The sequence below is a fragment of the Streptomyces sp. NPDC036984 genome (assembly GCF_055607665.1).
Genome location: NZ_JBVJRL010000006.1, coordinates 43,283 through 69,331, shown reverse-complemented (window position 1 = coordinate 69,331; position 26,049 = coordinate 43,283). Strand labels below are relative to the sequence as shown.

At 72.7% G+C, this 26,049-nt stretch carries 25 protein-coding genes and 1 pseudogene; 13 read left to right on the top strand and 13 right to left on the bottom strand.

Annotated features, from left to right (window positions below; genetic code table 11):
• Positions 1 to 4 precede the first annotated feature (4 nt).
• Complete coding sequence (locus ACZ7DL_RS13795; RefSeq protein WP_470774172.1) at positions 5 to 244, top strand: SCO1431 family membrane protein; 240 nt, start codon at positions 5 to 7, stop codon at positions 242 to 244.
• 78 nt (positions 245 to 322) lie between these two features.
• Positions 323 to 970, top strand: a complete 648-nt coding sequence (locus ACZ7DL_RS13790) for a TetR/AcrR family transcriptional regulator (RefSeq protein ID WP_470774171.1) — start codon at positions 323 to 325, stop codon at positions 968 to 970.
• 55 nt (positions 971 to 1,025) lie between these two features.
• On the opposite strand, the gene ACZ7DL_RS13785 is transcribed toward ACZ7DL_RS13790, so the two are convergent.
• On the bottom strand, positions 1,026 to 2,258 hold the full coding sequence (locus ACZ7DL_RS13785; protein WP_470774169.1) for a glycoside hydrolase family 18 protein: 1,233 nt from the start codon (positions 2,256 to 2,258) through the stop codon (positions 1,026 to 1,028).
• A 331-nt stretch (positions 2,259 to 2,589) separates the two neighbouring features.
• Here ACZ7DL_RS13785 and ACZ7DL_RS13780 point away from each other — a divergent pair, with 331 nt between their 5' ends.
• Entirely contained in the window at positions 2,590 to 3,762 is a 1,173-nt protein-coding gene (locus tag ACZ7DL_RS13780) for an acyl-CoA dehydrogenase family protein (RefSeq protein WP_470774167.1), read from the top strand.
• Positions 3,763 to 4,312: 550 nt separating this feature from the next.
• Here the strand turns inward: ACZ7DL_RS13780 and ACZ7DL_RS13775 are convergent.
• Positions 4,313 to 4,747 (bottom strand): hypothetical protein, encoded by a 435-nt coding sequence (locus tag ACZ7DL_RS13775; protein ID WP_470774165.1) that lies wholly within the window; start codon positions 4,745 to 4,747, stop codon positions 4,313 to 4,315.
• A 232-nt stretch (positions 4,748 to 4,979) separates the two neighbouring features.
• On the opposite strand from ACZ7DL_RS13775, the gene ACZ7DL_RS13770 reads away from it, so the two are divergent.
• From ACZ7DL_RS13770 to fxsA, 4 genes are all read left to right on the top strand, one after another.
• Positions 4,980 to 5,420 (top strand): Lrp/AsnC family transcriptional regulator, encoded by a 441-nt coding sequence (locus tag ACZ7DL_RS13770; RefSeq protein WP_470774163.1) that lies wholly within the window; start codon positions 4,980 to 4,982, stop codon positions 5,418 to 5,420.
• A gap of 52 nt (positions 5,421 to 5,472) precedes the next feature.
• Positions 5,473 to 7,086, top strand: coding sequence for an amidohydrolase (locus ACZ7DL_RS13765; RefSeq protein ID WP_470774161.1), 1,614 nt, complete (start codon positions 5,473 to 5,475; stop codon positions 7,084 to 7,086).
• A 558-nt stretch (positions 7,087 to 7,644) separates the two neighbouring features.
• Positions 7,645 to 8,439, top strand: coding sequence for a polyprenol monophosphomannose synthase (locus ACZ7DL_RS13760; protein WP_470774159.1), 795 nt, complete (start codon positions 7,645 to 7,647; stop codon positions 8,437 to 8,439).
• A 68-nt stretch (positions 8,440 to 8,507) separates the two neighbouring features.
• Positions 8,508 to 9,059, top strand: a complete 552-nt coding sequence (fxsA, locus tag ACZ7DL_RS13755) for an FxsA family membrane protein (RefSeq protein ID WP_470774157.1) — start codon at positions 8,508 to 8,510, stop codon at positions 9,057 to 9,059.
• Positions 9,060 to 9,193: 134 nt separating this feature from the next.
• On the opposite strand, the gene ACZ7DL_RS13750 is transcribed toward fxsA, so the two are convergent.
• The 4 genes from ACZ7DL_RS13750 to yczE form a co-directional block, all read right to left on the bottom strand.
• On the bottom strand, positions 9,194 to 9,568 hold the full coding sequence (locus ACZ7DL_RS13750; protein WP_009187548.1) for an RNA polymerase-binding protein RbpA: 375 nt from the start codon (positions 9,566 to 9,568) through the stop codon (positions 9,194 to 9,196).
• 266 nt (positions 9,569 to 9,834) lie between these two features.
• Positions 9,835 to 11,178: an MFS transporter gene (locus ACZ7DL_RS13745; RefSeq protein ID WP_470774155.1), complete on the bottom strand. Its 1,344-nt coding sequence runs from the start codon at positions 11,176 to 11,178 to the stop codon at positions 9,835 to 9,837.
• A gap of 56 nt (positions 11,179 to 11,234) precedes the next feature.
• Positions 11,235 to 12,011, bottom strand: a complete 777-nt coding sequence (locus ACZ7DL_RS13740) for a glycerophosphodiester phosphodiesterase (RefSeq protein WP_470774153.1) — start codon at positions 12,009 to 12,011, stop codon at positions 11,235 to 11,237.
• Entirely contained in the window at positions 12,008 to 12,661 is a 654-nt protein-coding gene (yczE, locus tag ACZ7DL_RS13735) for a membrane protein YczE (protein ID WP_470774151.1), read from the bottom strand. The genes ACZ7DL_RS13740 and yczE overlap by 4 nt, the downstream gene beginning before the upstream one ends.
• 101 nt (positions 12,662 to 12,762) lie before the next feature.
• Between yczE and ACZ7DL_RS13730 the strand changes: the two genes are divergently transcribed.
• Positions 12,763 to 14,271, top strand: coding sequence for an SCO1417 family PLP biosynthesis transcription factor (locus ACZ7DL_RS13730; protein WP_470774149.1), 1,509 nt, complete (start codon positions 12,763 to 12,765; stop codon positions 14,269 to 14,271).
• A gap of 45 nt (positions 14,272 to 14,316) precedes the next feature.
• Here ACZ7DL_RS13730 and ACZ7DL_RS13725 read toward each other — a convergent pair whose 3' ends face one another.
• On the bottom strand, positions 14,317 to 15,930 hold the full coding sequence (locus ACZ7DL_RS13725) for a P-loop NTPase family protein (protein WP_470774147.1): 1,614 nt from the start codon (positions 15,928 to 15,930) through the stop codon (positions 14,317 to 14,319).
• Between the two features lie 40 nt (positions 15,931 to 15,970).
• Positions 15,971 to 16,165 (bottom strand): hypothetical protein, encoded by a 195-nt coding sequence (locus ACZ7DL_RS13720; RefSeq protein ID WP_470774145.1) that lies wholly within the window; start codon positions 16,163 to 16,165, stop codon positions 15,971 to 15,973.
• A gap of 324 nt (positions 16,166 to 16,489) precedes the next feature.
• On the opposite strand from ACZ7DL_RS13720, the gene ACZ7DL_RS13715 reads away from it, so the two are divergent.
• Positions 16,490 to 16,882 (top strand): ankyrin repeat domain-containing protein, encoded by a 393-nt coding sequence (locus tag ACZ7DL_RS13715; RefSeq protein ID WP_470774143.1) that lies wholly within the window; start codon positions 16,490 to 16,492, stop codon positions 16,880 to 16,882.
• A gap of 299 nt (positions 16,883 to 17,181) precedes the next feature.
• The gene (locus ACZ7DL_RS13710; RefSeq protein WP_470774141.1) at positions 17,182 to 18,600 is read left to right on the top strand and encodes a HEAT repeat domain-containing protein; all 1,419 of its coding nucleotides are present in this window, start codon (positions 17,182 to 17,184) and stop codon (positions 18,598 to 18,600) included.
• A gap of 203 nt (positions 18,601 to 18,803) precedes the next feature.
• Here ACZ7DL_RS13710 and ACZ7DL_RS13705 read toward each other — a convergent pair whose 3' ends face one another.
• The 5 genes and pseudogenes from ACZ7DL_RS13705 to ACZ7DL_RS13685 form a co-directional block, all read right to left on the bottom strand.
• Positions 18,804 to 19,673: a 5-oxoprolinase subunit C family protein gene (locus ACZ7DL_RS13705; protein WP_470774139.1), complete on the bottom strand. Its 870-nt coding sequence runs from the start codon at positions 19,671 to 19,673 to the stop codon at positions 18,804 to 18,806.
• Between the two features lie 61 nt (positions 19,674 to 19,734).
• The gene (locus tag ACZ7DL_RS13700) at positions 19,735 to 20,352 is read right to left on the bottom strand and encodes a 5-oxoprolinase subunit B family protein (RefSeq protein WP_470774138.1); all 618 of its coding nucleotides are present in this window, start codon (positions 20,350 to 20,352) and stop codon (positions 19,735 to 19,737) included.
• Positions 20,349 to 21,107 carry a LamB/YcsF family protein gene (locus ACZ7DL_RS13695; protein ID WP_470774136.1) on the bottom strand — a complete coding sequence of 253 codons (759 nt, stop codon included), beginning with the start codon at positions 21,105 to 21,107 and terminating at the stop codon, positions 20,349 to 20,351. Before ACZ7DL_RS13695 ends, ACZ7DL_RS13700 begins: the two co-directional genes overlap by 4 nt.
• Before the next feature lie 87 nt (positions 21,108 to 21,194).
• Positions 21,195 to 21,374 (bottom strand): annotated as a pseudogene (locus ACZ7DL_RS13690) (hypothetical protein); the annotation flags it as partial.
• A gap of 5 nt (positions 21,375 to 21,379) precedes the next feature.
• A complete protein-coding gene (locus ACZ7DL_RS13685) occupies positions 21,380 to 22,702 on the bottom strand; it encodes an MFS transporter (RefSeq protein ID WP_470774135.1) in 1,323 nt (440 codons plus the stop codon).
• A 127-nt stretch (positions 22,703 to 22,829) separates the two neighbouring features.
• Between ACZ7DL_RS13685 and ACZ7DL_RS13680 the strand changes: the two genes are divergently transcribed.
• From ACZ7DL_RS13680 to ACZ7DL_RS13670, 3 genes are all read left to right on the top strand, one after another.
• Complete coding sequence (locus ACZ7DL_RS13680) at positions 22,830 to 23,537, top strand: GntR family transcriptional regulator (RefSeq protein WP_470774134.1); 708 nt, start codon at positions 22,830 to 22,832, stop codon at positions 23,535 to 23,537.
• 69 nt (positions 23,538 to 23,606) lie between these two features.
• Positions 23,607 to 25,136, top strand: a complete 1,530-nt coding sequence (locus ACZ7DL_RS13675) for a hypothetical protein (protein ID WP_470774132.1) — start codon at positions 23,607 to 23,609, stop codon at positions 25,134 to 25,136.
• Between the two features lie 31 nt (positions 25,137 to 25,167).
• Positions 25,168 to 26,046: a hypothetical protein gene (locus ACZ7DL_RS13670; RefSeq protein WP_470774131.1), complete on the top strand. Its 879-nt coding sequence runs from the start codon at positions 25,168 to 25,170 to the stop codon at positions 26,044 to 26,046.
• Positions 26,047 to 26,049 lie beyond the last annotated feature (3 nt).

Sequence of the window (26,049 nt, the reverse complement as noted above, 5' to 3'; positions counted from 1 at the left end):
GCGTGTGACCAAGCTCATCGCCGCGAACGCCGTCGCGGGTGGCAAGGTGGACGAATGGGCGGGGGAGTCCTTTTTCGTACGTTCGATCTCTGCGAGTGACAGCATGACCGCACACACCGCCACCGCCACCCGCGTCCGCACCGGCGGCCCCCAGGAAGACGGCCCGAAGATCGTCGAGCACATCATGGGCTGGGTCCTCGTCGCGGTGCTCGCGATGCTCGTGACCCAGCTCGGACTGCTCTGAACCGACCGCTCACACGTGCGGCATGTTCTGACATACTGCGGATGTCCCGCCGCGCCTAAACCGGGGTCGACCGTGAACATGCCGCAGCAGCGTGCCGCCACCCAGGTGCGCGGCACCGAGCGCTCCGTGGCGCGTCGCGCCGAGCTCATCGCCATCGGGCGGAAGTTGTTCGCCGACACGTCCTACGACGCGCTGTCCATGGACGACATCGCCCGCCACGCCCGGGTCGCCAAGGGCCTGATCTACTACTACTTCCGGTCCAAGCGCGGCTACTACCTGGCGATCATCCAGGACTCCGTCGCCGACCTGGTCACCTCCGCCGCCGGCGGCCTCCGGCTGCCCGCGGTGGACCGTGTGCACCGCACGATCGACGGCTATCTGCGGTACGCCGAACACCACCAGGCCGCCTACCGCACCATCGTCAGCGGCGGCGTCGGCTTCGACGCCGAGGTGCACGCGATACGCGACGGCGTGCGCGAAGCGATCATCGCCACCATTGCCGAAGGGGCCTACGGCCGCGGCGACATCTCCCCGCTGGCCCGGATGGGCCTGCTCTCCTGGGTGTGCAGCGTGGAGGGCGCCACCCTGGACTGGATCGACCGCCCCGGGCTCTCCCGCGACACCCTGCGCGAGCTGCTGGTGAAGACGCTCGGTGGGACCCTGCGCGCCGTCGAGGAACTCGACCCCGCCTACCCGGCCCCGCCGCCCGCCCGCCGGGAGAGCTGAACGGCGAGGGAGCGGAGGCTCGTGGTCCTCCGCTCCCGTTCCCCCCGGTGCGGGGCTAGTTGATCGCCTTGATCAGCTCACCGTTCGCGGTGTCGCCGCTCAGCTCCCAGAAGAAGGTGCCGCCCAGGCCCTGCTGGTTCTTGTACGTCATCTTCGTGGCGATGGTCGCCGGGGTGTCGTAACTCCACCAGTCGTTGCCGCACTTGGCGTAGGCGGTGCCGCCCACCGTGCCGGTCGCCGGGCATTTGGTCTTGAGCACCTTGTAGTCGTCGATGCCCTGCTCGTACGTGCCGGCCGCCGGGCCCGTGGCCGTACCGCCGGGCGCCGTCCGGGTGACGCCGGTCCAGCCGCGCCCGTAGAAGCCGATGCCGAGCAGCAGCTTGGTGGCGGGGATGCCGAGGCCCTTGAGCTTGGCGATGGTCGCCGAGGTGTGGTAGTTCGCCTTCGGGATGCCCGAGTAGGAGTTCAGGGGGGAGTGCGGAGCGGTCGGGCCCGTCGTGTCCCAGGCGCCGAAGTAGTCGTAGGTCATCGGGTTGTACCAGTCGACGTACGGGGCGGCGCCCGCGTAGTCCGCCGCGTCGATCTTGCCACCGCCGGTGGCGTCGGCGGTGATCGCCGCGGTCACCAGGTTCCCGGAGCCGAACTTCGACCGCAGGGCGGCCATCAGCTTCTTGAACGCCTCCCGCCCGCTGGTGTCGCAGGTGTTGCCGCAGGCGTTCGGGTACTCCCAGTCGATGTCGATGCCGTCGAAGACGCCGGCCCACTTGGAGTTCTTCACCAGGTCGTAGCAGGACTGGGCGAACGCGGCCGGGTTCTTCGCGGCCTCGCCGAAGCCGCCGGACCAGGTCCAGCCGCCGAAGGACCACAGGATCCTCAGCCCGGGGTGCTTCTTCTTCAGCTTCAGCAGCTGGTTGAAGTTGCCGCGCAGCGGCTGGTCCCAGGTGTCGGCGACGCCGTCGACGGACTCGGCGGCGGTGTAGGCGCGGTCGGTGGCCGCGTAGGAGTCGCCCATGGCGCACTTGCCGCCGGTGACGTTGCCGAAGGCGTAGTTGATGTGGGTCAGCTCGGCCGCGGAGCCCGAGGTCTCGATGTTCTTGACGTAGTACTTGCGGTCGTAGGTGCCCCATTCGGTGAAGTAGCCGACGACCTTGGAGCCGGCCGTCACCTGCGGGGCGCTCGGCGCCGCCGCGGTCGCCGTGCCGGTGCCGGCGAGCAGTCCGGCGCCGAGGGCGGCGGTACACGCGGCCGAGACGAGCGCCCGGACGAGGGAGCGGTGGGGAGTGTGCATTCGGGTGTCTCCTCGTGGGGGAGAGGGGAACGCGCGCCGATTGGCATGAACGCGGTAAAGCGTTGGTCATGCACAGTAGGAGGACTAGACCACTAGGTCAATGGTTCGGACCAATTTCCCCCGCCCGGGAAGGGCTCGACTGGAATCTTGAAGTGAGCGGTCGTTAACTGGTGACTGGAGGTCGCCGATCGGGCATACTCACAGCGCATGCCGCTGGTCAGCAGCTTCCGAGACCCGGGAGCGGGTGCCTTTGGCAGAGCGGAACGATCAGGCGGAGCCGCCCCCATCCCGGGTCCTGCCGCCGGTGTCCGAACAGGGAGGAGCCCGCGCCATGTCCGACCGCGACCCGCAGCCGGTGGAGCGCCAACTGCCGACGGAAGAGGCGAGGGATCTGCTCGTCCTCGTCCGGGAGATCGCCCAGCGCGAGATCGCGCCGAAGGCCGCGGAGGAGGAGGACGCGGGGCGCTTCCCGCGCGAGATCTTCACCCTGCTCTCCGAATCCGGCCTGCTGGGCCTGCCGTACGCGGCGGAGCACGGCGGCGGAGACCAGCCCTACGAGGTCTACCTCCAGGTCCTGGAGGAACTGGCCGCGGCCCGGCTCACCGTCGGCCTGGGCGTCAGCGTCCACACCCTCGCCTCGTACGCGCTCGCCGCCTACGGCACCAAGCAGCAGCAGGTCGAGCACCTGCCCGCGATGCTCGGCGGCGGCCTGCTCGGCGCCTACTGCCTGTCCGAGCCGTCCTCCGGTTCCGACGCGGCCTCCCTGCGCACCAAGGCCGTCCGGGAAGGCGACCAGTGGGTGATCACCGGCACCAAGGCCTGGATCACGCACGGCGGCATCGCCGACTTCTACACCGTGATGGCCCGCACCGGTGAGGACGGCCCGCGCGGGATCACCGCCTTCCTCGTGCCCGGCGACGCGCCCGGCCTGAGCGGTGCGGCCCCCGAGAAGAAGATGGGCATGAAGGGCTCGCCCACCGCCCAGGTCCACTTCGACGGCGTCCGCGTCGGCGACGACCGGCGCATCGGCGAAGAGGGCCAGGGCTTCACCATCGCCCTGTCGGCGCTGGACTCCGGCCGGCTCGGCATCGCGGCCTGCGCCATCGGCCTCGCCCAGGCCGCACTGGACGAGGCGGTGCGCTACGCCACCCAGCGCCGGCAGTTCGGCCGGCCCATCGCCGACTTCCAGGGGCTGCGCTTCATGCTCGCCGACATGGCCACCCAGATCGAGGCCGGCCGCGCGCTGTACCTCGCCGCGGCCCGGCTGCGGGACGCGGGCAGGCCGTTCGCCAAGCAGGCCGCCATGGCCAAGCTGCACTGCACCGACACGGCCATGAAGGTCACCACGGACGCCGTGCAGATACTCGGCGGCTACGGCTACACCGCCGACTTCCCGGCCGAGCGCTACATGCGCGAGGCCAAGGTGCTCCAGATCGTGGAGGGCACCAACCAGATCCAGCGGATGGTCATCGCCCGTCACGTGGCGGGACCCGAGGGTCGCTGAACTGCCCCCTGAGGACCGTCGGGGCTGCCAGCCTGATCCACTCCGGGTCGTGGCGGCCCGGCAGGGTCCGGCCCCGGTCGGCCCAGGTCCGCATGAGATCGCGGTAGATGGGCGGGTCCTGCGGCGCAGGCGGCGGAACCGATTCTGCGGGGCGCGGCACGAAGACACGGCGCTGACGCCCGGTTGCCGAGTACATGGGGGTCATGTCTGGGTAACGCGGTGACGGCCGGACAGGTCACCGCCTGGCGAAATCGCGCGTCAGTTCACGGACGTCCGGTCCCCTCTCCGATCTCCGCGCGCCGGCTGACGTACTGTCAGCCGACCGTCGTCCAGGGGGTGTCGGCGGCCGACGCAGCGCTCTGGTGCCGGACTGGGACCTGGCGGCACGCGCGCCCCGCGCGAGGTCGACCTCGGCTGGACCGTCTCTCTGCACCGCTTCTCCCGCGACCTCGCGACCGGCGCCGCACCGGCGGATCCGGACACGCCGGTCCTGCACCATGGCGGCCTGCGCGCCATGGTGCAGGGCACGTACTGGATGCGGTGAGGCCGCTCAGGCCGCCTGGCGGCGCATCGCCGGCACGCGCATCGGGCGTGAGCCCGGGCCGCCGACGTGCGAGAAGGGCTGCGTCCGCCAGTCCAGACCCTGGGGGAGCGTCAGCAGCAGGGCGGTGTCCTGCTCCTGCGGTTCGAAGGACTCGTCCGCGGGGCGGGCGTCCGTCGCCGAACGGCCCGTGCCCGCGCACACCGTGAGCCCGAACGGGTTCCACGGCGAGGCACACAGCGCGTGCTCCGGCAGGAACTCCTCGTCCGCCAGCAGCGCGATCGGCTGCGCGCAGTCCGGGCAGATCACCCGGTACATCTCGAAGGTGTCGTAGGCGTCCAGTTCCTCGTCGAAGGCGTCGGGTTCGACGCCCTCCGGCTCGGGCTCGGCGACCGGCTGCCGGTTCATGGACGCGGACCGGACAGGGCGATTGACACTCTGCATGGAAACTCCCCCTAAGGCTGGGCCGTAAGGCTCTGCGGCCTCGACCACAGCAAGCACTTCCCGTCCCGTCTCGGCGGTAATCACGAGAACATCACGGAGCCTGTTCGGGGTGTGTGGTGTTCGTCACATGCCGCATGCAGGTGCCCGTCCCGGTGGTCTTTCCGGCGAACGCGGAGTGACCTGCGCCTCTCGGGTATCCGAGGAGATCAGGTGCACTGTAGGTTGTGGCGGCATGGAGGAGCTGGACCGTCAGATCGTGCAGCTGCTCGTCAAGGACGGGCGGATGAGCTACACAGACCTGGGCAAGGCCACGGGCCTGTCCACATCGGCCGTGCACCAGAGGGTGCGCCGGCTGGAGCAGCGTGGCGTCATCCGCGGCTACGCGGCGGTGGTCGACCCCGAGTCCGTCGGGCTGCCGCTGACCGCGTTCATCTCGGTGAAGCCGTTCGATCCCAGCGCCCCCGACGACATCGCGGACCGCCTCGCCGGCGTCCCCGAGATCGAGGCCTGCCACAGCGTGGCCGGCGACGAGAACTACATCCTCAAGGTGCGTGTGGCCACCCCGCACGAGCTGGAGGAACTGCTGGCCCGGCTGCGCTCGCTGGCCGGCGTCTCCACCCGCACCACCGTGGTGCTGTCGACCCCGTACGAGGCGCGTCCCCCGAAGATCTGAACCGGCCGCCCCGGTGCCCGGCGCGCCCCCCGCGCGCGAGAGACTGTGCCTCATGAGTGAGCAGTCCGCCGAGCCCCAGACCGTCCTCCTGCGCCGCGGGGAGGTGCACAGCCCCGCCGACCCCTTCGCCACCGCGATGGTGGTGGAGCGCGGCCAGGTCGCCTGGGTCGGCTCCGAGGGTGCCGCCGACGCCTTCGCCGACGGCGTGGACGAGGTGGTGGACCTCGACGGCGCCCTGGTCACCCCGGCCTTCACCGACGCCCATGTGCACACCACCGCCACCGGCCTGGCCCTGACCGGCCTCGACCTGTCCGGCACCGCCTCCCTGGAGGCGGCCCTGGCGCGGATCCGCGAGTTCGCCGCCGCCCGCCCCGACGACCGGGTCCTGCTGGGCCACGGCTGGGACGCGGCCCGCTGGCCCGGCGGCCGCCCGCCGACCCGCGCGGAGCTGGACGAGGCCACCGGCGGACGCCCCCTCTACCTGTCCCGCATCGACGTCCACTCGGCGGTCGTCACCACCGCCCTGCTCGACCTGGTCCCCGGCGACGTCCCGCGCGAGGACGCCCCGCTCACCCGGGACGCCCACCACACCGTACGCGCGGCCGCCCTCGCCGCCGTCACCCCCGCCCAGCGCGCCGAGGCCCAGCGCACCGCCCTGGCCCACGCCGCCTCCCTCGGCATCGGCACCGTGCACGAGTGCGGCGGCCCGCAGATCTCCTCCGAGGACGACTTCACCGGCCTGCTGCGGCTCGCGGCCGAGGTGCCGGGCCCGCGGGTGGTCGGATACTGGGCCGAGCAGGCCGATGAAGGTGTGGCCAAGGCCCGCGAGCTGGGCGCGGCCGGCGCCGCGGGCGACCTCTTCGCCGACGGCGCCCTCGGCTCGCACACCGCCTGCCTGCACGAGCCGTACGCCGACGCCGGCCACACCGGCACCGCCTACCTGGACGCCGACGCCGTCGCCGCGCACGTCGTGGCCTGCACCGAGGCGGGTCTCCAGGCCGGCTTCCACGCCATCGGCGACGCCGCCGTCGCCGCCGTGGTCGAAGGGGTGCGCGCCGCCGCCGAGAAGGTGGGCCTCGCCCGGATCCGCGCCGCCCGGCACCGCGTCGAGCACGCCGAGATGCTCACCCCCGAGACCGTCGCCGGCTTCGCCGAACTGGGCCTGATCGCCTCCGTCCAGCCCGCCTTCGACGCGCTGTGGGGCGGCGAGCAGGGCATGTACGCCCGGCGTCTGGGGGCCGAGCGGGCCCGTACCCTCAACCCGTTCGCCGCGCTGCTCCGCGCCGGCGTACCGCTCGCCTTCGGCTCCGACAGCCCGGTCACTCCGCTCGACCCGTGGGGCACGGTGCGCGCCGCCGCCTTCCACCACACCCCCGAGCACCGGATCTCCGTGCGGGCCGCGTTCACCGCGCACACCCGCGGCGGCTGGCGGGCCGTCGGACGGGACGACGCGGGCGTCCTGGTTCCGGGCGCGCCCGCCGACTACGCCGTCTGGCGCACCGACGAGCTGATCGTGCAGGCCCCCGACGACCGGGTGGCGCGCTGGTCGACCGACCCGCGCTCCGGCACTCCCGGCCTGCCCGACCTGACCCCGGGCCGCGACCTGCCGGTCTGCCTGCGCACCGTGGTGGGCGGGCGCACGGTGTTCGTACGGCCGGGCGAGTGATCTCCCGGGGTGGCGCGGCGGGCCCCGGCCGCCGCGGCCCCGCCGCCCGACCTGCGCATCCTCCGCACCGTCCGCATCGCCGCGACCGTCGAGCCAGGTCAGACGGCTGTTGACAGTCGGCGGCCGGGGGCCGGTAGGTTCGTCCGAGTCCACCACCGGACGCCCGACCGGGGGACGTTCAGACGACGCGTCGCAGCGCCGCTGGGTCAGGGACGGTGTGCCGCACCGGGGCACCGCCACTGGGAGCCAGGCTCAGCGCCCGCGCCCGCGAGGGAACGTTCGAGCTGGTCGGCCAGGTGTGACCCGGGTGGGGCCCGGGCGCTCAGTAGACAACGGCTTTCGGTCGACCCGCAGCCAGCGGGTCCCAGGTCGGCCCGAAGGGCGCCGGGCCCCCATCCGTCGTGGTACGAAGGTGCCGGGAGGGCGGCGGCGAGTGGCCGAAAAGCTCACTCTTACCCCGCTCTTGTGGAATCGACACCACCATACGCACGAGCTGTCACGTCTTCCCAGGCCGCGGCCACTATGGTGGACCCCTGCGTACGACATGAAGGGGCAGCAGTGAACGACGGCGACGGGACCCTCGCGGCCAAGGCCCAGGGGAGGCAGTTCGGCCCGCTCGGCACGGCCTTGGTGATCATCCCCACCTACAACGAGGCGGAGAACATCAAGGCCATCGTCGGCCGGGTGCGCAGGGCCGTCCCCGAGGCACACGTACTGATCGCGGACGACAACAGCCCCGACGGCACCGGCAAGCTCGCCGACGAGCTGGCCGCCGAGGACGACCACGTCCAGGTGCTGCACCGCAAGGGCAAGGAGGGCCTGGGCGCCGCCTACCTCGCGGGCTTCCGCTGGGGCATCGAGCGCGACTACGGCGTGCTGATCGAGATGGACGCCGACGGCTCCCACCAGCCCGAGGAGCTGCCCCGGCTGCTCACCGCCCTCAAGGGCGCCGACCTGGTCCTCGGCTCCCGCTGGGTGCCCGGCGGCCGGGTGGTGAACTGGCCCAAGTCGCGGGAGTTCCTCTCGCGGGGCGGCTCCACCTACTCGCGGCTCATGCTCGACGTGCCGATCCGGGACGTGACCGGCGGCTTCCGCGCCTTCCGCCGCGAGACCCTGGAGGGCCTCGGCCTCGGCGAGGTCGCCTCGCAGGGCTACTGCTTCCAGGTCGACCTGGCCCGCCGCGCGGTGAAGGCCGGCTACCACGTCGTCGAGGTCCCCATCACCTTCGTCGAGCGTGAACTGGGCGACTCCAAGATGAGCCGGGACATCGTGGTCGAGGCGCTGTGGCGGGTCACCGCCTGGGGCGTCGGGGACCGCCTCGGCAAGCTCACCGGCAAGGACAAGCACGACTAGCAGCCGTGGAGAGTCCGGCTGATCACTCCCTTATCCCGCGCTGAGCCGCGCCCAGGCACACTGGGAGCATGACGACTGGCGTTCCGACCTCTCCGTACACCGCCCGCCGCCGGCGCTCCAGGCTGCGCAGGTATCTGCCGCTGGGCATCGTCGCGTGGCTGGTGCTGGAGATCTGGCTGCTGACCCTGGTCGCGGACGCGGCGGGCGGTCTCGCGGTGTTCCTGCTGCTCGTCGCGGGCCTCGTGGCCGGCTCCGTGATCATCAAGCGGGCGGGCCGCCGCGCCTTCCAGAGCCTGAACGAGGCGCTCCAGCAGGGCGGCTCGCCGGCCCGGGGCGGCGGCAACGGCCTGATGATGCTCGGCGGCCTGCTGCTGATACTCCCCGGTCTGGTCTCGGACGTGGTGGGTCTGCTCCTGCTGCTGCCGCCGGTCCAGAAGGCGGTGAGCCGCTTCACGGAGAACGCCCTGGACAGAAGGCTGCGCCAGGCCGCCCCTGGCAGCCTGGGCGATGCCTTCCAGCAGGCGCGTATCCGCCGGCCCGACGGCAAGGTGGTGCAGGGCGAGGTCATCAGGGAGGACCGCTCGGAGCCGCGTGAGCCGCGGCCCCCGCTCACCCACTGAACCTGCCGGGCCCGGGCGGGCGGCCGAACGGCACGACCCGCCCCGGGCCGCACGGTCCGGGCCGCACGCAAGAAACCGCGGGCGCCGTACGTCTTCACGTACGGCGCCCGCGGTTACTCGTGCTGTTGTGCGCGTTACGCGCTCTTGCGGCTGTCCCTCGGGTGGACCGCGATGTTCATCGCGCCCGAACGCAGCACCGCCAGACGCTCCTCGAGGACCTCTTCGAGCTCCTCACGGGTGCGTCGCTCCATCAGCATGTCCCAATGGGTACGCGCGGGCTTGGCCTTCTTCTCCTCCGGGCCGTCGCCGTCAACGAGGAGTGCCGGGGCCCCGCAGACCTTGCACTCCCACTCCGGCGGAATTTCCGCCTCGACCGAGAAGGGCATCTCGAAGCGATGCCCCTTCTCACATGCGTACTCCACGGCCTGGCGCGGAGCCAGGTCGATACCGCGGTCCGTCTCGTAGCTGGTCACCACGAGGCGCGTACCGCGAAGAGCTCGCTCACTCATGAATCGTGCCTCCCGGGCTTGTCGCCCACAGGACAGGTGTCGCTGTCGTCGTCATCCGGTCAACGTCCGGTCGGCGGTAAAGATTCCCGTTCCGGGTCATGCGTCGCCGTCGTAGCCGCCCCTTGTTCTACCCACAGGCGCCCGGTTTGTCACATCTGCTAGCAGATGTCACCCAGCGTTTCGGCATCTTTGACGCGCAGTAACGGTACGCCTGGCAGGCCAAAGGCGTACACTACCGCCCTTTCACGCCGAGTGCTAAATCGGCGCTAGATCTTTTCCGGAACCGGGTTGCCCGCCTCCGCGATCGCCCGCCGAACCGGCACCCGGGCGAGCAGGGCGAAACCCAGGACGAAGAAGGCCACGAGCGAGACGATCGCGGACCGGTAGCTCCCGGTCAGCTGGTAGGTCACGCCGAACAGCAGCGGCCCGAGCCAGCTCATTCCGCGGTCGCTCACCTCGTACGCGGAGAAGTACTCGGCCTCCTTGCCCGGCGGCACCAGGTGGGAGAACAGCGACCGGGACAGCGCCTGGCTGCCGCCGAGGACCACGCCGATCCCGGCGGCCAGCACGAAGAACCACACGGGCGTGTGCGCGGGCAGGAAGTAGCCCAGCGCCAGCGTGATCGTCCACGCCACCAGCGAGCCGAGGATCGTCCGCTGCGCCCCGTAGGTCCGCGCCAGCCGGCCCATCGCCAGCGCCCCCGCCACGGCCAGTACCTGCACCAGCAGCACCGCCACGATGAGGGTCGACTGCCCGAGCCCCAGCTCCTCGGAGCCGTAGACCGAGGCCTGGGTGATCACCGTCTGGATGCCGTCGTTGTAGACGAGGTACGCCAGCAGGAACGCCAGCGTCAGCGGGTGCCGGCGCATGTCGCGGACCGTCGCCGCGAGCTGGCGCAGCCCCGGCGCCGTGGCGCGTTCCACGCGCGTGTGGCGGTCGCGCAGCCTGCTCAGCGGTACGAGCGTGAAGGCGCCCCACCACAGGCCCGCCGAGCCCAGGCAGACGCGGACCGCGGCGGTCGAGGAGAGGCCGAAGGAGTCGTGCGCCGAGTACAGCACCAGGTTCGCGACGAGGACCAGGGAGCCCGCCGCGTACCCGAGGGCCCAGCCCCGGGAGGAGACCGCGTCGCGCTGCTCGGGCGGGGCGATCTGCGGCAGGTAGGAGTTGTAGAGCATCATCGCGACGGACTGCGCCGCGTTGGCCACGACGAGCAGCGCCCCGCCGAGCAGATACCGGTCGCCGTCCAGGAAGAACATCCCCATGGTCGCCGCCGCACCGGTGTAGGCCGCCGCGGCGAGCAGCGGCTTCTTGCGGCCCGTGCGGTCGGCCGCGCTGCCCACCAGGGGCATGAGCACGACCGCCAGGACCACCGACAGGGACACCGAGTAGGCGAAGAAGGAGCCCGCGCGGACCGGGACGCCCAGCGGGTGCACATAGCCGTCGCCGTCCGCCGCGTGCTCGGCGACCGAGGTGAGGTACGGGCCCAGGAACACCGTGAGGACGCTCGTCGAATAGACCGAGCACGCCCAGTCGTAGACGTACCAGCCGCGCTGCTCCCGCTTGAGGCCGGCCTGGTCGGCCGCCTGTGTACGCACGGTGTCGGTGCTCACCCGTGCCCTCGCTTCCCCGTTCAACTGCGAAGGCTCCGGCCGAGGCGGCCGGGCGGTCAGGCCCAGACGCCGCGGTCCTCCATGACCTTGCGCAACATGTCGATGTGATCGGTCATGATGCCATCCACGCCCAGATCCAGGAGCCGGTGCATCCGCTCCGCTTCGTTGACGGTCCACACATGCACCTGGAGTCCGCGCGCGTGGGCGGCGCGGACGAAGCGGTGGTCGACCACGGGCACGCCCGACTGGGCCTCGGGAACCTGCGCGGCCACGGCCGACCGGCGCACCGCGGCCGGCAGCCCCCACGAGCGCAGCCGCAGGTTGAGCACTCCGCGCGTGCCGAACGAGGTGGCCAGCCGGGGACCGGCCAGTCGCTGCGCCCGCAGCACTCGCGCCTCGGAGAAGGAGCCCACGCAGACCCGGTCCCAGGCGTCCGTGCGCTCGATCAGCTCCAGCAGCGGGCGCAGCGCGGGCTCCGCCTTGACGTCGACGTTCCACCGCACCTCGGGGAAGGTCTCCAGCAACTCCTCGAACAGCGGTACCGGTTCTCGGCCGCCCACGCGCGCGTGCTGCATCTCCGCCCACGGCAGGTCGGCGATCCGGCCCGCCCCGCCGGTGACCCGGTCCAGGGTGGCGTCGTGGAAGGCAACCAGCAGGCCGTCCGCCGTGGCGTGCACATCGGTCTCGATGTACCGGTAGCCCAGCTCCACCGCGCGCCGGAACTGCGCCACGGTGTTCTCCAGGCCGTCGGCCGCCCCGCCGCGGTGGGCGAAGGCGATCGGGCCGGGGTGGTCCAGGTACGGGTGACGTATGGGCGGTGTCGTGAGGCTCACGGACGCAGTATGGCTCGCTCCGGTGTCGCGACGGCAACGACCGTGCTGCCCGCCGGTGCCGACGGCAGGGCGAACACCCGCAGGAACACCTGCGCCAGCGGGCCGATGGACACGGCGTACAGCACGGTGCCCACGCCGATGGTGCCGCCCAGCAGGAACCCGGTGACCACCACCCCCACCTCGATCGCCGTCCGCATCAGCCGGACGGACCGGCCGGTGCGCCGGTGCAGGCCCGTCATCAGCCCGTCGCGCGGACCCGGCCCGAAGCTCGCCGCGATGTACAGGCCGGTCGCCACGCCGTTCAGCACGATTCCCGCGAGCAGCAGCGGGACGCGTACGGCGAGGGAACGGGCGTCCGGGAGCAGTGCGAGCGTGCCGTCCATGGCGAGGCCGACCACGAAGACGTTGGAGACCGTGCCGAGCCCGGGCCGCTGACGCAGCGGGATCCACAGCAGCAGCACCGCCGCGCCCACGACGATCGACACGACCCCGATGCTCAGCCCGGTCAGCTCCGCGAGCCCCTGGTGCAGCACGTTCCAGGGCTCCAGCCCCAGCCCCGCCGCCACGAGCAGCGCCGAACTCGCTCCATAGAGCGCGAGTCCGGCGTACAGCTGGATCAACCGGTGTCCGAGGTGGCCCCGAGTGGACACGACATACCCCCTGGGTGGTGGCGGTGGCCTGACGCATGACACTCTGTGGCTTGGGATGAATCGCCATCCATGGCCAATTCGGGGAAGGTGGACTGATCTTCATGGCGCAGTGGACCTCGGCCGTGGGGGCCGCGCAGCTCGCCCGGCTCCTCAACTCGCAGCAGGACCGTCCGGCCGGCCCCGGCACCCGGCGTCCCCCCGCCTATCGCGCCCTCGCCGACGGCATCCGGCTGCTCGTGCTGGAGGGCCGCGTCCCGGTCGCCGCCCGCCTCCCCGCGGAACGCGAACTGGCCCTGGCCCTCTCCGTCAGCCGCACCACCGTCGCGGCCGCCTACGAGGCGCTGCGCAGCGAGGGCTTCCTGGAATCACGGCGCGGATCGGGCAGCTGGACCGCCGTACCGGCCGGCAACCCGATCCCGGCCCGCGGTCTGGAACCGCTGCCCCCGGAGGCCCTCGGCTCGGTGATCGATCTGGGCTGTGCCTCGCTCCCGGCGCCCGAGCCGTGGCTCACCCGGGCCGTGCGGGGCGCCCTGGAGGAACTGCCGCCGTACGCCCACACGCACGGCGACTACCCGGCCGGACTGCCGGCCCTGCGCTCGATGATCGCCGAGCGCTACACCGCGCGCGGCATTCCCACCATGCCGGAACAGATCATGGTCACGACCGGCGCGATGGGCGCCATCGACGCGATCTGCCACCTCTTCGCGGGCCGCGGCGAGCGCATCGCGGTCGAGTCCCCGTCCTACGCCAACATCCTCCAGCTCATGCGGGAGGCCGGCGCCCGCCTCGTCCCCGTCGCGATGGCCGAGGGCCTGTCCGGCTGGGACATGGACCGCTGGCGCCAGATCCTGCGCGAGGCCGCGCCGCGCATCGCCTACGTGGTCGCCGACTTCCACAACCCCACCGGAGCGCTCGCCGACGAGGACCAGCGGCGCCGGCTGGTGGACGCGGCCCGCTCGGCCGGCACGGTGCTCGTCGCCGACGAGACGATGACGGAGCTGTGGCTGGAGGAGGAGTTCCGGGACGGCGGGATGCCCCGGCAGGTCTGCGGGTTCGACCCGGCCGGCTCCACGGTGATCACGGTCGGCTCGGCCAGCAAGGCGTTCTGGGCGGGGATGCGCATCGGCTGGGTGCGCGCGGCGCCGGACGTCATCCGCAGCCTGGTCGCGGCGCGCGCGTACGCCGACCTGGGCACGCCCGTCCTGGAACAGCTCGCCGTGACCTGGCTCCTCAGCACCGGGGGCTGGGAGCAGGCGGTCGAACTGCGCCGCGCCCAGGCCCGCGAGAACCGCGATGCCCTGGTGGCCGCCCTCCGCCGCGAGCTGCCCGACTGGGAGTTCGAGGTGCCCCGGGGCGGCCTGACCCTCTGGGTCCGCGCGGGCGGCCTCTCCGGTTCCCGCCTCGCGGAAGCGGGCGAACGGACCGGCGTCCGCGTCCCGTCCGGCCCCCGCTTCGGCGTCGACGGCGCCTTCGAAGGCTATGTCCGGCTTCCGTTCACCGTCGGGGGAGCGGTGGCGGATGAGGCGGTGGCACGGCTGGCCGCCGCGGCTCGGCTGGTGGAGTCGGGGGCGACGGGGGCGGGGGAGTCTCCTCGTACGTTTGTGGCGTAGAGGGGTGTCGTGGGGGACCCCCCTCGTCCAGCCGCAGCACAGGGGCTATGAAGGCTCCGCCGCCAAGGCCTCCGCAGGCATCGCCGGCTTCTCCGCCGCCGGCTTCGAAAGATCCGTCGGCTCCGCGACCCCGGCGCCGGTCCGGGGCGGCAGCAGTTCCAGCACCGCCTGCCGGTCGGCATCGCTCGTGGCGTCGTCGTACGGATCCGGCGTCCGTGGCACCTGAAGCCGGTACACCGGACCGGACCCCAGCCGGGCGTACCCCCGCCCGGGCGGCACGTGCGTCAGCGGCGTCGTGTGCGGCGGCACTCCCAGCACCGCCTCCACCTGCTGCGCCGCCGCATGCCCGAGCACGACACGCGCGCGCGTGTGCTGCCGTACCGCGTCGGTCAACGTCTCCGCGCTGTCGAGCTGCTCGGCCACGACCACGGTCACGTTCGCCGCGCGGCCGTGCCGCAGCGGCACCTGGAGCAGCGTCTGCGGGTCCTTGCGGCCGTCCGCCGCGGCGAGGTGCGCGAAGACGCTCGGCCGGTCCAGCATGATCCACAGCGGGCGCCGGGTGTCCGCGGGCGGCGGGTCGCCCGCCTGCCGGGCCAGGTTGATCGCGATGAGCCGCCGCTCGGTCTCCTGTGCGGCCCACTCCAGGCTGGCCAGCGCCCCGGCGAGGGCGCACTCCACGGCCAGCACGCCGTCCCGTCCGGTCAGGCACGCGTACTCGCCGGTGCCGCCGCCGTCGACGATCAGCACATCGCCGTGGCGGAGGGCCTGGAGGGTGATGGAACGCAGCAGTGTGGAGGTGCCGCTGCCGGGGTGGCCCAGGGCCAGCAGGTGCGGCTCGGTGGAGCGGATGCCGGTGCGCCAGACGACCGGCGGGACGTCGATCTCCTCCTCCCCGTAGGACAGGGGGAGCGTGCGCTGCACCTCGCTGGGGTCGGTGAAGCCCAGGACGGTCTCGCCGGGCGCGGTGACGAAGTGCTGCGCGGGGATGTCGGCGGGCAGCGGGGGCAGGACGGTCACCGTGAGCTGGTTGCCCTCCTCGTCCCACGCGAAGTGGTACTCGCGGCCCCGCCCGGCCTTCACGGTGAGCAACTGCTCGATCCGCGCGCGGGCCGCGGGCTCGCCGTCCGGGAAGTACGCGGGGTAGCGGATCACGAGGTGCCCGAAGCGCCCGGAGTCGTCGAACTCGTGCACCGCGAAGGCCTTTTCCCACTCCCCGCCGTGCGCGTACAGCGGCGTCGGGTCCTCGGGGGCGGAGAAGTACGGCACCAGCGCCTCGTACAGCGCCTGGAGCCGTTCGGTCTGGGACTCGTCGGGCCCCTCGGGCGCCGACGGGGTGCGGTCGCGGCCCTGCCAGCCCGCCGCCGCCATCACGGTGATGGCGGCGAGCAGCGGTCCGTACGGAACCAGGGCCACGACCAGGATGACCGAGGCCACCAGGAACAGCAGTGGCCCGCGTTTGTCCTTGGGCGTGTCCGCCCACCTGCGCCGCCCGGCCGAGGCCAGCCGGCGCAGTCCGCGCGTGACGGTGATCAGCGGGTGGAGGACGTCGGTGGCGCTGTCGGCCGCCGTCCGGGCCAGCTCCCTGCTCCGGGCGATCTGCGTCCGGGCGATCTGGGCGCTGTCCTTGCTCAGAATGCGGGGGAGAGGGCGCCGGGCCACTGCTGTCTCCTGGTGGTGCGTACGGGCGGGACGGGCGGGATCAGAACTTGATGCCGCCTAGGAGGCTGGCCAGGCTCTCCCCTCCGGCTTTGATGCCCGGGGCGATGCCTGTGGTCGAGAGGTAGAAGCCGAACAGGGCCGACACCGTGGCGTGCGAGCCCTTCAGCCCGTCCTTGCGGAAGAACAGGAAGACGACGATGCCGAGCAGCAGCACGCCTGAGAGGGAGAGGATCATTTCGGGCCTCCTGGTGTCGAAGGTGGGGGACAGTCACCATGAGTTCTTCCAGGATCACAGGATGTATCCATACGATTAAAGGTGCAACTGGGTGAAAATCGGTTGATTTCCCTCAACCGGCGGAAGCGGTGTGCACCCGGTTGACCAGGTCTGTTGCCTTCGGCGGGGTGTGTTGGTGATCTTTACCTCGGGCACATCGGGTCATGTGCCGCGAGAGCCAGTACGCTGGCGATTCACTCGTACGGCTGCGTTCCGCTCGCTGCCGTACGCTCCCTCAGTCCCCGAAGCAGTTCCCGGATGCGCAAGGAAGAGGTGGTCCGGCCGATGAGTGAAGCCCCCGACCCCGAGGTCGTGGAGCTGGCGACCAAGATCTTCGATCTGGCCCGGCAGGGGCAGACCGAGGCGCTCGTGGCGTATGTGGACGCGGGTGTTCCGGCCAACCTCACCAACGACCGCGGCGACTCCCTGGTGATGCTCGCCGCCTATCACGGCCACGCCGACGCGGTACGTGCGCTGCTCGCGCGCGGCGCGGCGGCGGACCAGGTCAACGACCGGGGCCAGACCCCGCTCGCCGGTGCCGTCTTCAAGGGTGAGACGGACGTGATCAAGGCTCTCCTGGAAGGCGGAGCCGATCCTTCCGCCGGCACGCCGTCGGCCGTCGACACGGCCCGGATGTTCGGCAAGACAGAACTCCTGGAACTGTTCGGCGCGCACTGAGCCGAGTGTCCTGACCAGGTCGACACGGAAAACGGGGGAGGCGGTACAGGGCCGCCGGAAATACGGTCGCGGCAGCACACACCGCGGGTCATCATGACGACGTGATTCACGGACGCGATGGCTGGGCAGGTGTTGCCGCACCGCGCGGGCCGTGATGCGGTCCGCATGGGCCACCGACGAGAGGCAGAGAGAGATGGGCTTCAGCAAGCAAGAGACGGCGGGCGCTCCGACGTTGTGTCACGCGGCCAGGTAATGCGTGTTTCCCGGTTGTGTCGACGCTTGATGTGAGGCTGTTTCCCATGTTCGATCCGGTCATAGCGCCCAGCGGTACGCTGCTCGGCCTGCTCCAGAGGGGTCGCGGCGACGGCACGCTGCACGCGCTCACCGCTCCGCGTGCCGAAGCGCTCGCGGCGCTGAACCACTGTGTGCTGCGCGACCCCCGCCACGACTGGCAGGTGGAGAACCGCTCCCTCTACTACGCCCGGCTCTACCTCGACCTGAACGGCGAGCTGGACGCCATCGAGGCGCACCTCTTCGACCCCGAGGACATCCTCGACACCGACGAGTCCCGCACCGGCCTGGCTCTGGCCGTGCTCGGGCACCTCGCCTCCTACGGCCGGCGCGACGCGCTCGCACTGCTGCGCAGGTACGCCGCGCACGGCTCCAACTGGGCCTGGGCCCTGGACGAGCTGGCCCTCAGGGACGACGACGCGGGCCTGCGCGCCCTCGCCGCCCCCGTCCTGGCCCGCTTCACCACCGACCCCGAGGGCGAGGCCGAACTGGCCGCCGTCGTACGCGACGCCTTCGAGCCACGGCCCTGGCGGCTGTGGGCCGACGACCCGCGGGAATCGATCGCCACGCGTGTGCGTGCCGCTCAGGAGACCGGCTGCTTCGACCGCTGGCAGCGGCAGATGCGACCCACCGGGCCCCGGCCGGGGTGGAGCGTGCGTGCCGTCTTCGAGTGGGCCCAGCAGGGCATGGACCGCGGCGCCGCCCTCCATGTGCCCGCCGCCCGCTGCCTGGTCGCCGTAGCCGGCCCCGAGGACCGGCCCGAGATCCTCCAGGCCGCCCGGAACGGCATCGACGGAGCCCGCTGCACCGCACTGCGCTACCTCGCCGACAGCAATGATCGCGACGCCCTCGACCTGATCGAGGCCGCGGTGGCCGACGGCTCCACGGTCGTCGTGGAGGCCGCCGTCGACGCCTTCGAACGCATGCGCAGCGTCGCCGCCGTCGACCGGGCGCGTGGCTGGGCCCAGCGCCCCGACGCCCTCGGCGCCGCCGCCGGACGCATGCTCGCCTGCCGCGGCGGCACCCAGGACCGCGACCTGGTCCTCGGCGCCCTCCGCGAGGCCGTACGTGGCGAGGGGCCGGACGCACCCACCCTGTGGACCCTGGTCGACGGCACCGGACGCCTCGGCATCGCCTGCGCGGCCCCCGTCCTGCGCCACATCTACCGCGAGACGGCCTCCTCCCACCTCCGCGGCCGTGCCGCCCGCGCGCTGGCCGCCACCGACCCCTCCTTCGCCACCGGCTTCGCCGTCGAATGTCTGTGGGACTGCGAGGAGACCACCCGCGAACTCGCCGCCCGGCACGCCGAGACCGGCGACACCCGGGTCGTGGAGCGGCTGCGCCGCCTGGCCGCCGATCCGGCCGAGGAGGCCGAGGTGCAGACCGCCGTACGAAGCCGCTTCGGACCGGACGCCGCCCTCGGCTGACCTCACCGCATCTCCGCCCGGGCAGACGGCCGCCCGCCGTGTGAACACCGGGTGACCCGCAGGTCAGGCGGCCATGACGGCCGCCTGAACTGCGCGGGTGTGCAAGCCCGACGCTCATAGGCGTTCCCCGGGCGGAAAGGTCGAAGGCGACGCGGGCACGTACGGCACGGCGACAACACCCGTATGCGTGTCGGCACCGAGGCTCAGCGGCGCCGCACCGGCACGAACCGGAGCGGGGTGCCCGGCGGCGCCTGCGCGGCGGCCGGCAGGTCGGCGGCGCGGACCACCGCGATCACCGGGTAGCCGCCGGTCGTCGGATGGTCCGCCAGGAAGACCACCGGGCGCCCGTCCGGTGGCACCTGGACCGCGCCGAGGACCATGCCCTCGCTGGGCAGCTCACCGGTCCGGGCCCGCTCCAGCGCGGGCCCCTCGGTGCGCAGGCCGATGCGGTTGCTCGCCGCGGAGACCCGGTACCCGCGCGTGGTGAGATCCCGGACCGCCCGCGCCGTGAACCAGTCCTCGCGCGGGCCCGCCGCCACCCGCAGCACGAGTTCGGCCGGCGGACCCGGCTGCGGTGCGCCGTCCACGCGCGCGGGAGGCCCGCCCGGCGCCCCCAGCGGCAGCACCATGCCGTCCGCGAGCGGGGCCGGACCCAGGCCCGACAGCAGGTCGGTGGCGCGGCTGCCGAGCACGGGCTCCACGGCGACACCGCCGGAGACGGCCACGTAGCCGCGTACGCCGGCCGTGGCCGCGCCCACCTCCAGCAGCTCACCGGCCGGCACCACGACCGGGGCACCCCAGGCGGCCGGGCGGCCGCCCACCGTCACGGGGCAGGGCGCGCCGCCGACCGCGACGGTCACCGTCGAACGGGGGCGCACCGCACAGCCGTTGAGCGTGGTCTCCAGGACGGCGGCGTCCGGCGGGTTCCCGACGAGCCGGTTCACCAGCGCCGCCGCGGACGGATCCAGCGCCCCTGAGCGGGGCACGCCGAGATGCGCGTACCCCGGGCGCCCGCGGTCCTGCACGGTGGTCAGCGCCCCGGCGCGCACCACGACGAGCGCACGGTCGGTCATGCGCCCTCCCCGCATGCGGCGTTGCGCGCGGGTACGACGCCCACGCGCGCGCAGGGGGCTGTCATGCGTCCTCCACCGGTACGAACCGCACGCGTGTCCCCGGTGCCAGCAGCGCGGCCGGCACGCGCGCGTGGTCCCACAGCACCGCGTCCGTCGTACCGATCAGCTGCCAGCCGCCCGGCGAGGAGCGCGGGTACACGCCCGTGTACGGCCCGGCCAGCGCCACGGCGCCGGCCGGGACCGCCGTGCGCGGGGTGGCGCGGCGCGGTACGTGCCGGTGGTCGGGGAGCCCGGTGAGATAGCCGAAGCCTGGGGCGAAGCCGCAGAAGGCCACCGTGAACTCGGTGCCCGCGTGGATGCGGGCCACCTCCCGCTCGGGCACCTGCCATTGTGCGGCGACCGCCGCGAGGTCCGGGCCGTCGTAGCGCACGGGCAGTTCGACCAGCTCGCGCGCGCGTGGGGGCACCTGCGGCACCGGTGCGGCGGTCAGTTCCGCCGCCCGGCGGGCCGGGTCGTCCAGCCCGTCGAGCAGGACCGTACGGGCCGCCGGGACGATCTCGCGGACGGTCAGCGTGCCCTCGGCGCGGCGGCGTACCAGCTCAGCGTGCAGGGCCTGCGCCTCCGCTCCCGAGGCCACTTCGAGGAGCAGCGCGTCGTCGCCGACGGGAAGCACCCTCACGCGAACGCCTCCACCCGCACGCCCGCCGCCACCAGCCGCTCGCGCACCCGGCGGGCCAGCCCGACCGCGCCGGGCGTGTCGCCGTGCAGGCACAGCGACCGGGCGCGCATCTGGATGCGCACGCCGGAGTGCGCGACGACCGCGCCGGACCGTGCGAGGCTCACCGAGCGCTCCACGACGGCGTCCGGGTCGGTCACCACGGCGCCCTCCCGGCCGCGCGGCACCAGCGTGCCCTCGTCGGTGTACGCGCGGTCCGCGAACGCCTCCGTGACGGCCGGCAGCTCCGCCTTCCCGGCCAGCTCCAGCAGCCGCGAGCCGGGCAGGCCCAGCACGGGCAGCGCCGCGTCCGCCAGCCGCACGCCCTCGATCACGGCGGCGGCCTGCTCCTCGTCGTGCACCACACGGTTGTAGAGGGCGCCGTGCGGCTTCACGTACGCCACGCGCGCCCCCGCCGCCCGCGCGAACACCTCCAGGGCGCCGATCTGGTAGGCCACTTCCGCGGCCAGCTCGGCGGGTGGCACATCCATCGCGCGCCGGCCGAAGCCGGCGAGGTCCCGGTAGGAGACCTGCGCGCCGATCGTCACCCCGCGCGCGGCCGCGAGTTCGCACACCCGGCGCATGGTGGCCGCGTCCCCGGCGTGGAAGCCGCAGGCCACGTTTGCGCTGGTGACGACGGACAGCAACTGTTCGTCGTCGGTCAGCCGCCAGCGGCCGAAGCCCTCGCCGAGGTCGGCGTTCAGATCGATCGCGGTCATGGTGTCGTCGTGTCTCCGGTTCTCGTGCGAAATGACGCGTGCGGGCGCTCGGAAGTGGCCTCAGTCGATGCCGACCAGCCGGTACGGCAGCATGTCGTAGGACCGGTCGGCGGGCACCGCGATCAGGTGGGCCTGCGCGTGCCCCGCCGTGACTCCGGCGGTGGGGCCGGCCAGGCCCTCGCGGAAACGGGCCCGCGCGGTTTTCGGGCTCCACGCGTGCGCGTGGGCGTCGACCGTGGTGACGGGAGGGTCCTCGGTACGTTTCACCCGCGTCACGCCAGCTCCTTCCCGCGTGTCTCCGGCAGCCCGAGCAGCGCCAGCGCGGCGAGGCCGTAGCCGATCGCGCCGAAGACCAGCGCTCCGCCGACGCCCCAGCTGTCCGCGAGGAAGCCCACCAGGGTCGGGAAGACCGCGCCCACCGCGCGGCCCGTGTTGTACGTGAAGCCCTGCCCGGTGCCGCGCACCGCCGTCGGGTACAGCTCGCTCAGATAGGAGCCGAAGCCGCTGAAGATGGCCGACATGCAGAAGCCGAGCGGGAAGCCGAGCACCAGCAGCAGGGTGTCGGCGCCGTGCGGGATGTTCGCGTACGCCAGGATGCACAGCGCCGACAGCGCCGCGAACAGCCAGATGTTGGTGCGCCGGCCGAGCCGGTCGGTCAGGTGCCCGCCGGTCAGGTAGCCGAGGAAGGCACCGGAGATCAGGAAGGTCAGATAGCCGCCGGTGCCGACGACCGACAGGCCGCGCTCCGACTTCAGGTACGTCGGCACCCAGGTCGCCAGCGTGTAGTAGCCGCCCTGCACGCCCGTGGACAGCAGACTCGCGAAGACCGTGGTGCGCAGCAGGCCCGGGGTGCCCTCCCGGGCCGGGCGGAAGATCGCCGCGAAGGAGCCCCGCTCCGGGACCTGTTCGCGGGCCGCCGTCGCCGTGGGAGCGTCGTGCACCCGGCGGCGCAGCCACACCACGAGCAGCGCGGGCAGCGCGCCGGTCCAGAACATCACCCGCCAGGCCAGGTCCTCGCCGACGAAGGAGAAGACCAGCGTGTAGACGATCGCCGCCAGAGCCCAGCCGACGGCCCAGGAACTCTGGATCGCGCCGAGCGTACGGCCCCGGTGACGCGCGCTCGCGTACTCGGCGACCAGGATCGCGCCGACCGCCCACTCGCCGCCGAAACCGAGCCCCTGGAGGGCACGGAAGACCAGCAGGGTCTCGTAGGTGGGCGCGAAGCCGCACGCCACCGTGAACACGGCGTAGGTGATCACCGTGATCATCAGGGCCCGGACCCGGCCCACCCGGTCCGCGATCACACCCGCCGCGGCGCCGCCGACCGCCGAGACCACCAGGGTGACGGTGGTGAACAGGCCGGTCTGGCCGCTGTCCAGGCCGAAGTACGCCGCGAGGGCCACCATGCTCAGCGGCAGGGTGAAATAGTCGTACGAATCCAGGGCATATCCACCGAAAGCACCGGCGAACGCACGCCGGCCGCTCGGGCCGAGGGCGTGCAGCCAGCCGAACGCGCCGTCCTCGGGGGCGCGTTCGCCACGCGCCTGCCCTAGGTCGGAGGCGGGCGCGGACTTGGGCGGCGGGGTCGTGCTCATGGGCACCTCGCAGACAAGGGGACGGAGGGTGCTGGGGTCGAGCCGTGCGGAGCACCGTAGGGGATCGTTCAACGATCCTTCAATACCCGTGTTGTTTCGTTCTGGTGTCTGCGATTGAATTCCGGGCATGGCAGAGCAGCTGACGGGACTGGCCGGCGACCGTGTCCTTCTGGGCCGTACGAGCACCGCGGAGCGGGTTTCGGACATCCTCAGAAGCCGCATCTCCGAGGGCTACTTCCCGCCTGGCACCCGGCTCTCGGAGGACAGCATCGGCGGGGCGCTCGGCGTCTCCCGCAACACCCTGCGCGAGGCGTTCCGGCTGCTCACCCATGAACGTCTGCTGATCCACGAGCTCAACCGCGGGGTGTTCGTCCGGGTCCTGACCGTCGAGGACGTGGAGGACATCTACCGCACACGCTCCCTCGTCGAGTGCGCCGTCGTGCGCGGCCTGGGGGAGCCGCCCTACCGGTTGGGAGGGCTGATCTCGGCGGTCGAGGAAGGGCGGACGGCGGCCGCCGAGAATGACTGGAAAGGGCTGGGTACGGCCAACATCCACTTCCACCGGGAACTCGTCGCCCTGGCCGGCAGCGAACGCACCGACGAGCTGATGCGCAGCGTCTTCGCCGAGCTGCGCCTGGCCTTCCACGTCGTGGACGACCCGCGCCGGCTGCACGAGCCGTACCTCGCCCGCAACGGCCAGATCCTCCAGGCGCTCCGGGCCGGGGACCGGCGCGGCGCGGAACGGCTGCTGGAGACGTATCTCGCGGACTCACTGGAGCGGGTCGTCGAGGTGTACCGGCGACGGGTGGGCGAGGACGCGATCAGCTCCTCTTGAGCTTCTGTGACGGCCGTCGCTTCTGAGTCGTTTGGGCCGATGTCAGACCCAGGACCTAGTCTGTGCACCGTGACTTCGCCTGCATCGACGGACAGCGTTCCGCCCCAGCTCAGCGCGGGGCCGCGCCCGGCTCCGGGTCCGGCCGCCGACGAGGGACTGGCGCGTCGGCTGCGCGCGCTCGCCTGCACCGCGCCGCTGCACGACCTGGACGCGCGCAAGGCCAACCTGGCAGGCGAGTACTCGGTGTACGGGATGGCCGAGGTGGCGCTGGCCGCCATCGATCTGGTCACGCTGAACATGGATTTCGACACGGGCGCCGACCACGAGCAGATCGTGGCCCGGCTGGTCCCGCGCATCGCCGCCCAGGCCCCGCACCGGCCCGCCGCCGAGCACGAGCGCGTGGCCCGCTGGGTCCTGGAGAACCTGATCAACGTCGGCAGCGTAGACCGCGGCTTCCGCGCGGTCTACGGCACCTTCGCACCGGACGGCACGTACGTCCGGCGTGACTACGACTTCAAGCTGATCGAGGAGGTCCCGGGCCCGGGCGGCACGGTCTACCTGCGCACGACGGACGAGGCGGTCAACGTCCTGGTCGGCGCCCTCGACACCGACGTCACCAGCGCCCAGATCGCCGCCGAGGTCAAGCTGGAGGTGCTGATCAACCGCGGCCGGCTCGCCGACGCCCAGCTCGCCGCCGAGCAGGCCCGCTACCGCACGGTGCAGTACTCCGAGACGCTCCGCCGGGCCCTGGACGCCACCCGGCGCAACGTCCGCGCGGTCGACTGGCTCAAGGCCGTCCCCGACATGATCGCCGAGGCCCTGGACCACGTGGCCGAGCGCTACCGCCACGAGAACGCCATCCTGACCAACATCCGCAAGGCCCGCGACGAGACCGAGGACCCCGAGCACAAGCGCCGCGCCGCCGAACTGGTCGACATCGTCAAGGACTGCATCCGGCGGCACACCCAGCTCCAGTCGCGCCTGCTGGAGGCCGGCCCGCTGTTCCGCGCCGAACAGGACCGGCAGGCCTTCGCCGCGCCGGCGACGACGTCCGGGATAGACCTCTACGGGCATCTCGTCGCCCCCGTCCTGCCGCTGCCCCTGGAGCAGGCGATCCGCGTCACGGACGCGTTCTTCGCGCAGGGCACGGGCCTGCGCACGCCGGTGTCGGTGCGGGTCGGCGACCTCGTCGACATACTGCTGACGCCGCCCGTGGAGCGGGAGCACCTCGGCGCGGAGATGCCCGAGCCCGACCTGATCGCGACTCCGGACGACAGCCGGTTCAGCGAGGAGCAGCTGGCCGCCGCGATGGAGCTGCTGGACCTGCCGGCGGACGCGCCGCGGAGACTGTCCGGGCTGCTGGCCGAAGCCCGCCGCACCGGCGACCCCGATCTGGCCTACCTGGTGGCCCTGCTGGCGGTCCACGCGGCCAGCCCGGCCGTCGGCACCGCCTACCGGCAGGGCGAGCAGAAGCTGCTGTTCGCCGTGGACGACGGGACCGAGCTGGACGATCCCGAGTTCGGCGGGGCGGACCTGATCGTGGGGACCGCCCTGCTGGACGCCGCCGGGATGGCGGCGGACCGGACGGAAGCAGCATGAGTGAGCAAGAGTGCGACAAGGAGCCGAACCCGTGACCGAGCACGTCGAGTGGAGTGAGCCCGAGCCTGCCGCCGCGCCGGCGAGCTCCGCCGTCACCCCCGCCGACGCCGCCGACGCGGCGCGGCTCGTCGCCTTCGGGCTCCAGCCCAAGCTGGCGCCCGCGCGCGACCAGGAGTACACCGAGCTGCTGCGCCGCTACCGCGACGAACCGGCGTTCGCCCGGCTCGCGGACGCCGTCGCCGCCGGGCTCGGACTCGTCGTGCTGGAGGTGTCCCCGCGCGCGGGCATGGCCGTGACCGCCGCCGAGGACTCGGTGTTCGCCGTCCGCATGGGCGACTACGCGCGTCGCACCGCCGCCGACTCCGGCGACCGCTTCCTGCACGGGCTCGCCCATCTCGCCACCGCCGCGCTCGCGTTCCCGCGCCCGGAGGACCTCGCCGACGACTCCTACATCGGCCGGGTCACCGTCAACGGCGTCGACACCTTCGTCCGCCAGGCCTGCCGTCGCCTGGAGGAGCGCGCCGAGGAACAGGGCGAGAACACCGACCCGGCGACCGACGCGCCCGGCCTGGAGGCCGCCTGGCGGATCTGGGCCCGGCGCAGCGCCACCGGCGCCACCAAGGACGCCCGCCGGCCGGCCGCCTCCACCACCGGCATCGTGGCGAAGGCCCTGGCCTTCCTCACCGACTCGGGCTTCCTCCAGCGCACCGGCGACGACAACGGCGGCACGTACCGCACCACGGCCCGCTACCAGCTCCAGGTCCGCGACATGGCCGGCAGCGCCGCCATGGCCGAGCTGCTCGAGCTGGGCGTCGTCCCGGTCACCGACGGCACGGCCAGCCTGCTGCCTCCGGAGGACACCGACGACCTGGACCTGGTGGCCGACGCCGGGCTGCCGTTCCACTCCTGACGC

What these genes read in the sequence shown, in the direction of transcription:
- ACZ7DL_RS13790 (WP_470774171.1), top strand. Translation starts at nt 323, where the DNA reads ATGCCGCAGCAGCGTGCCGCCACCCAGGTGCGCGGCACCGAGCGCTCC.
- ACZ7DL_RS13785 (WP_470774169.1), bottom strand. Translation starts at nt 2,258, where the DNA reads ATGCACACTCCCCACCGCTCCCTCGTCCGGGCGCTCGTCTCGGCCGCG.
- ACZ7DL_RS13780 (WP_470774167.1), top strand. Translation starts at nt 2,590, where the DNA reads ATGTCCGACCGCGACCCGCAGCCGGTGGAGCGCCAACTGCCGACGGAA.
- ACZ7DL_RS13775 (WP_470774165.1), bottom strand. Translation starts at nt 4,747, where the DNA reads ATGCAGAGTGTCAATCGCCCTGTCCGGTCCGCGTCCATGAACCGGCAG.
- ACZ7DL_RS13770 (WP_470774163.1), top strand. Translation starts at nt 4,980, where the DNA reads ATGGAGGAGCTGGACCGTCAGATCGTGCAGCTGCTCGTCAAGGACGGG.
- ACZ7DL_RS13765 (WP_470774161.1), top strand. Translation starts at nt 5,473, where the DNA reads ATGAGTGAGCAGTCCGCCGAGCCCCAGACCGTCCTCCTGCGCCGCGGG.
- fxsA (WP_470774157.1), top strand. Translation starts at nt 8,508, where the DNA reads ATGACGACTGGCGTTCCGACCTCTCCGTACACCGCCCGCCGCCGGCGC.
- ACZ7DL_RS13750 (WP_009187548.1), bottom strand. Translation starts at nt 9,568, where the DNA reads ATGAGTGAGCGAGCTCTTCGCGGTACGCGCCTCGTGGTGACCAGCTAC.
- ACZ7DL_RS13730 (WP_470774149.1), top strand. Translation starts at nt 12,763, where the DNA reads ATGGCGCAGTGGACCTCGGCCGTGGGGGCCGCGCAGCTCGCCCGGCTC.
- ACZ7DL_RS13720 (WP_470774145.1), bottom strand. Translation starts at nt 16,165, where the DNA reads ATGATCCTCTCCCTCTCAGGCGTGCTGCTGCTCGGCATCGTCGTCTTC.
- ACZ7DL_RS13715 (WP_470774143.1), top strand. Translation starts at nt 16,490, where the DNA reads ATGAGTGAAGCCCCCGACCCCGAGGTCGTGGAGCTGGCGACCAAGATC.
- ACZ7DL_RS13710 (WP_470774141.1), top strand. Translation starts at nt 17,182, where the DNA reads ATGTTCGATCCGGTCATAGCGCCCAGCGGTACGCTGCTCGGCCTGCTC.
- ACZ7DL_RS13705 (WP_470774139.1), bottom strand. Translation starts at nt 19,673, where the DNA reads ATGACCGACCGTGCGCTCGTCGTGGTGCGCGCCGGGGCGCTGACCACC.
- ACZ7DL_RS13695 (WP_470774136.1), bottom strand. Translation starts at nt 21,107, where the DNA reads ATGACCGCGATCGATCTGAACGCCGACCTCGGCGAGGGCTTCGGCCGC.
- ACZ7DL_RS13685 (WP_470774135.1), bottom strand. Translation starts at nt 22,702, where the DNA reads ATGAGCACGACCCCGCCGCCCAAGTCCGCGCCCGCCTCCGACCTAGGG.
- ACZ7DL_RS13680 (WP_470774134.1), top strand. Translation starts at nt 22,830, where the DNA reads ATGGCAGAGCAGCTGACGGGACTGGCCGGCGACCGTGTCCTTCTGGGC.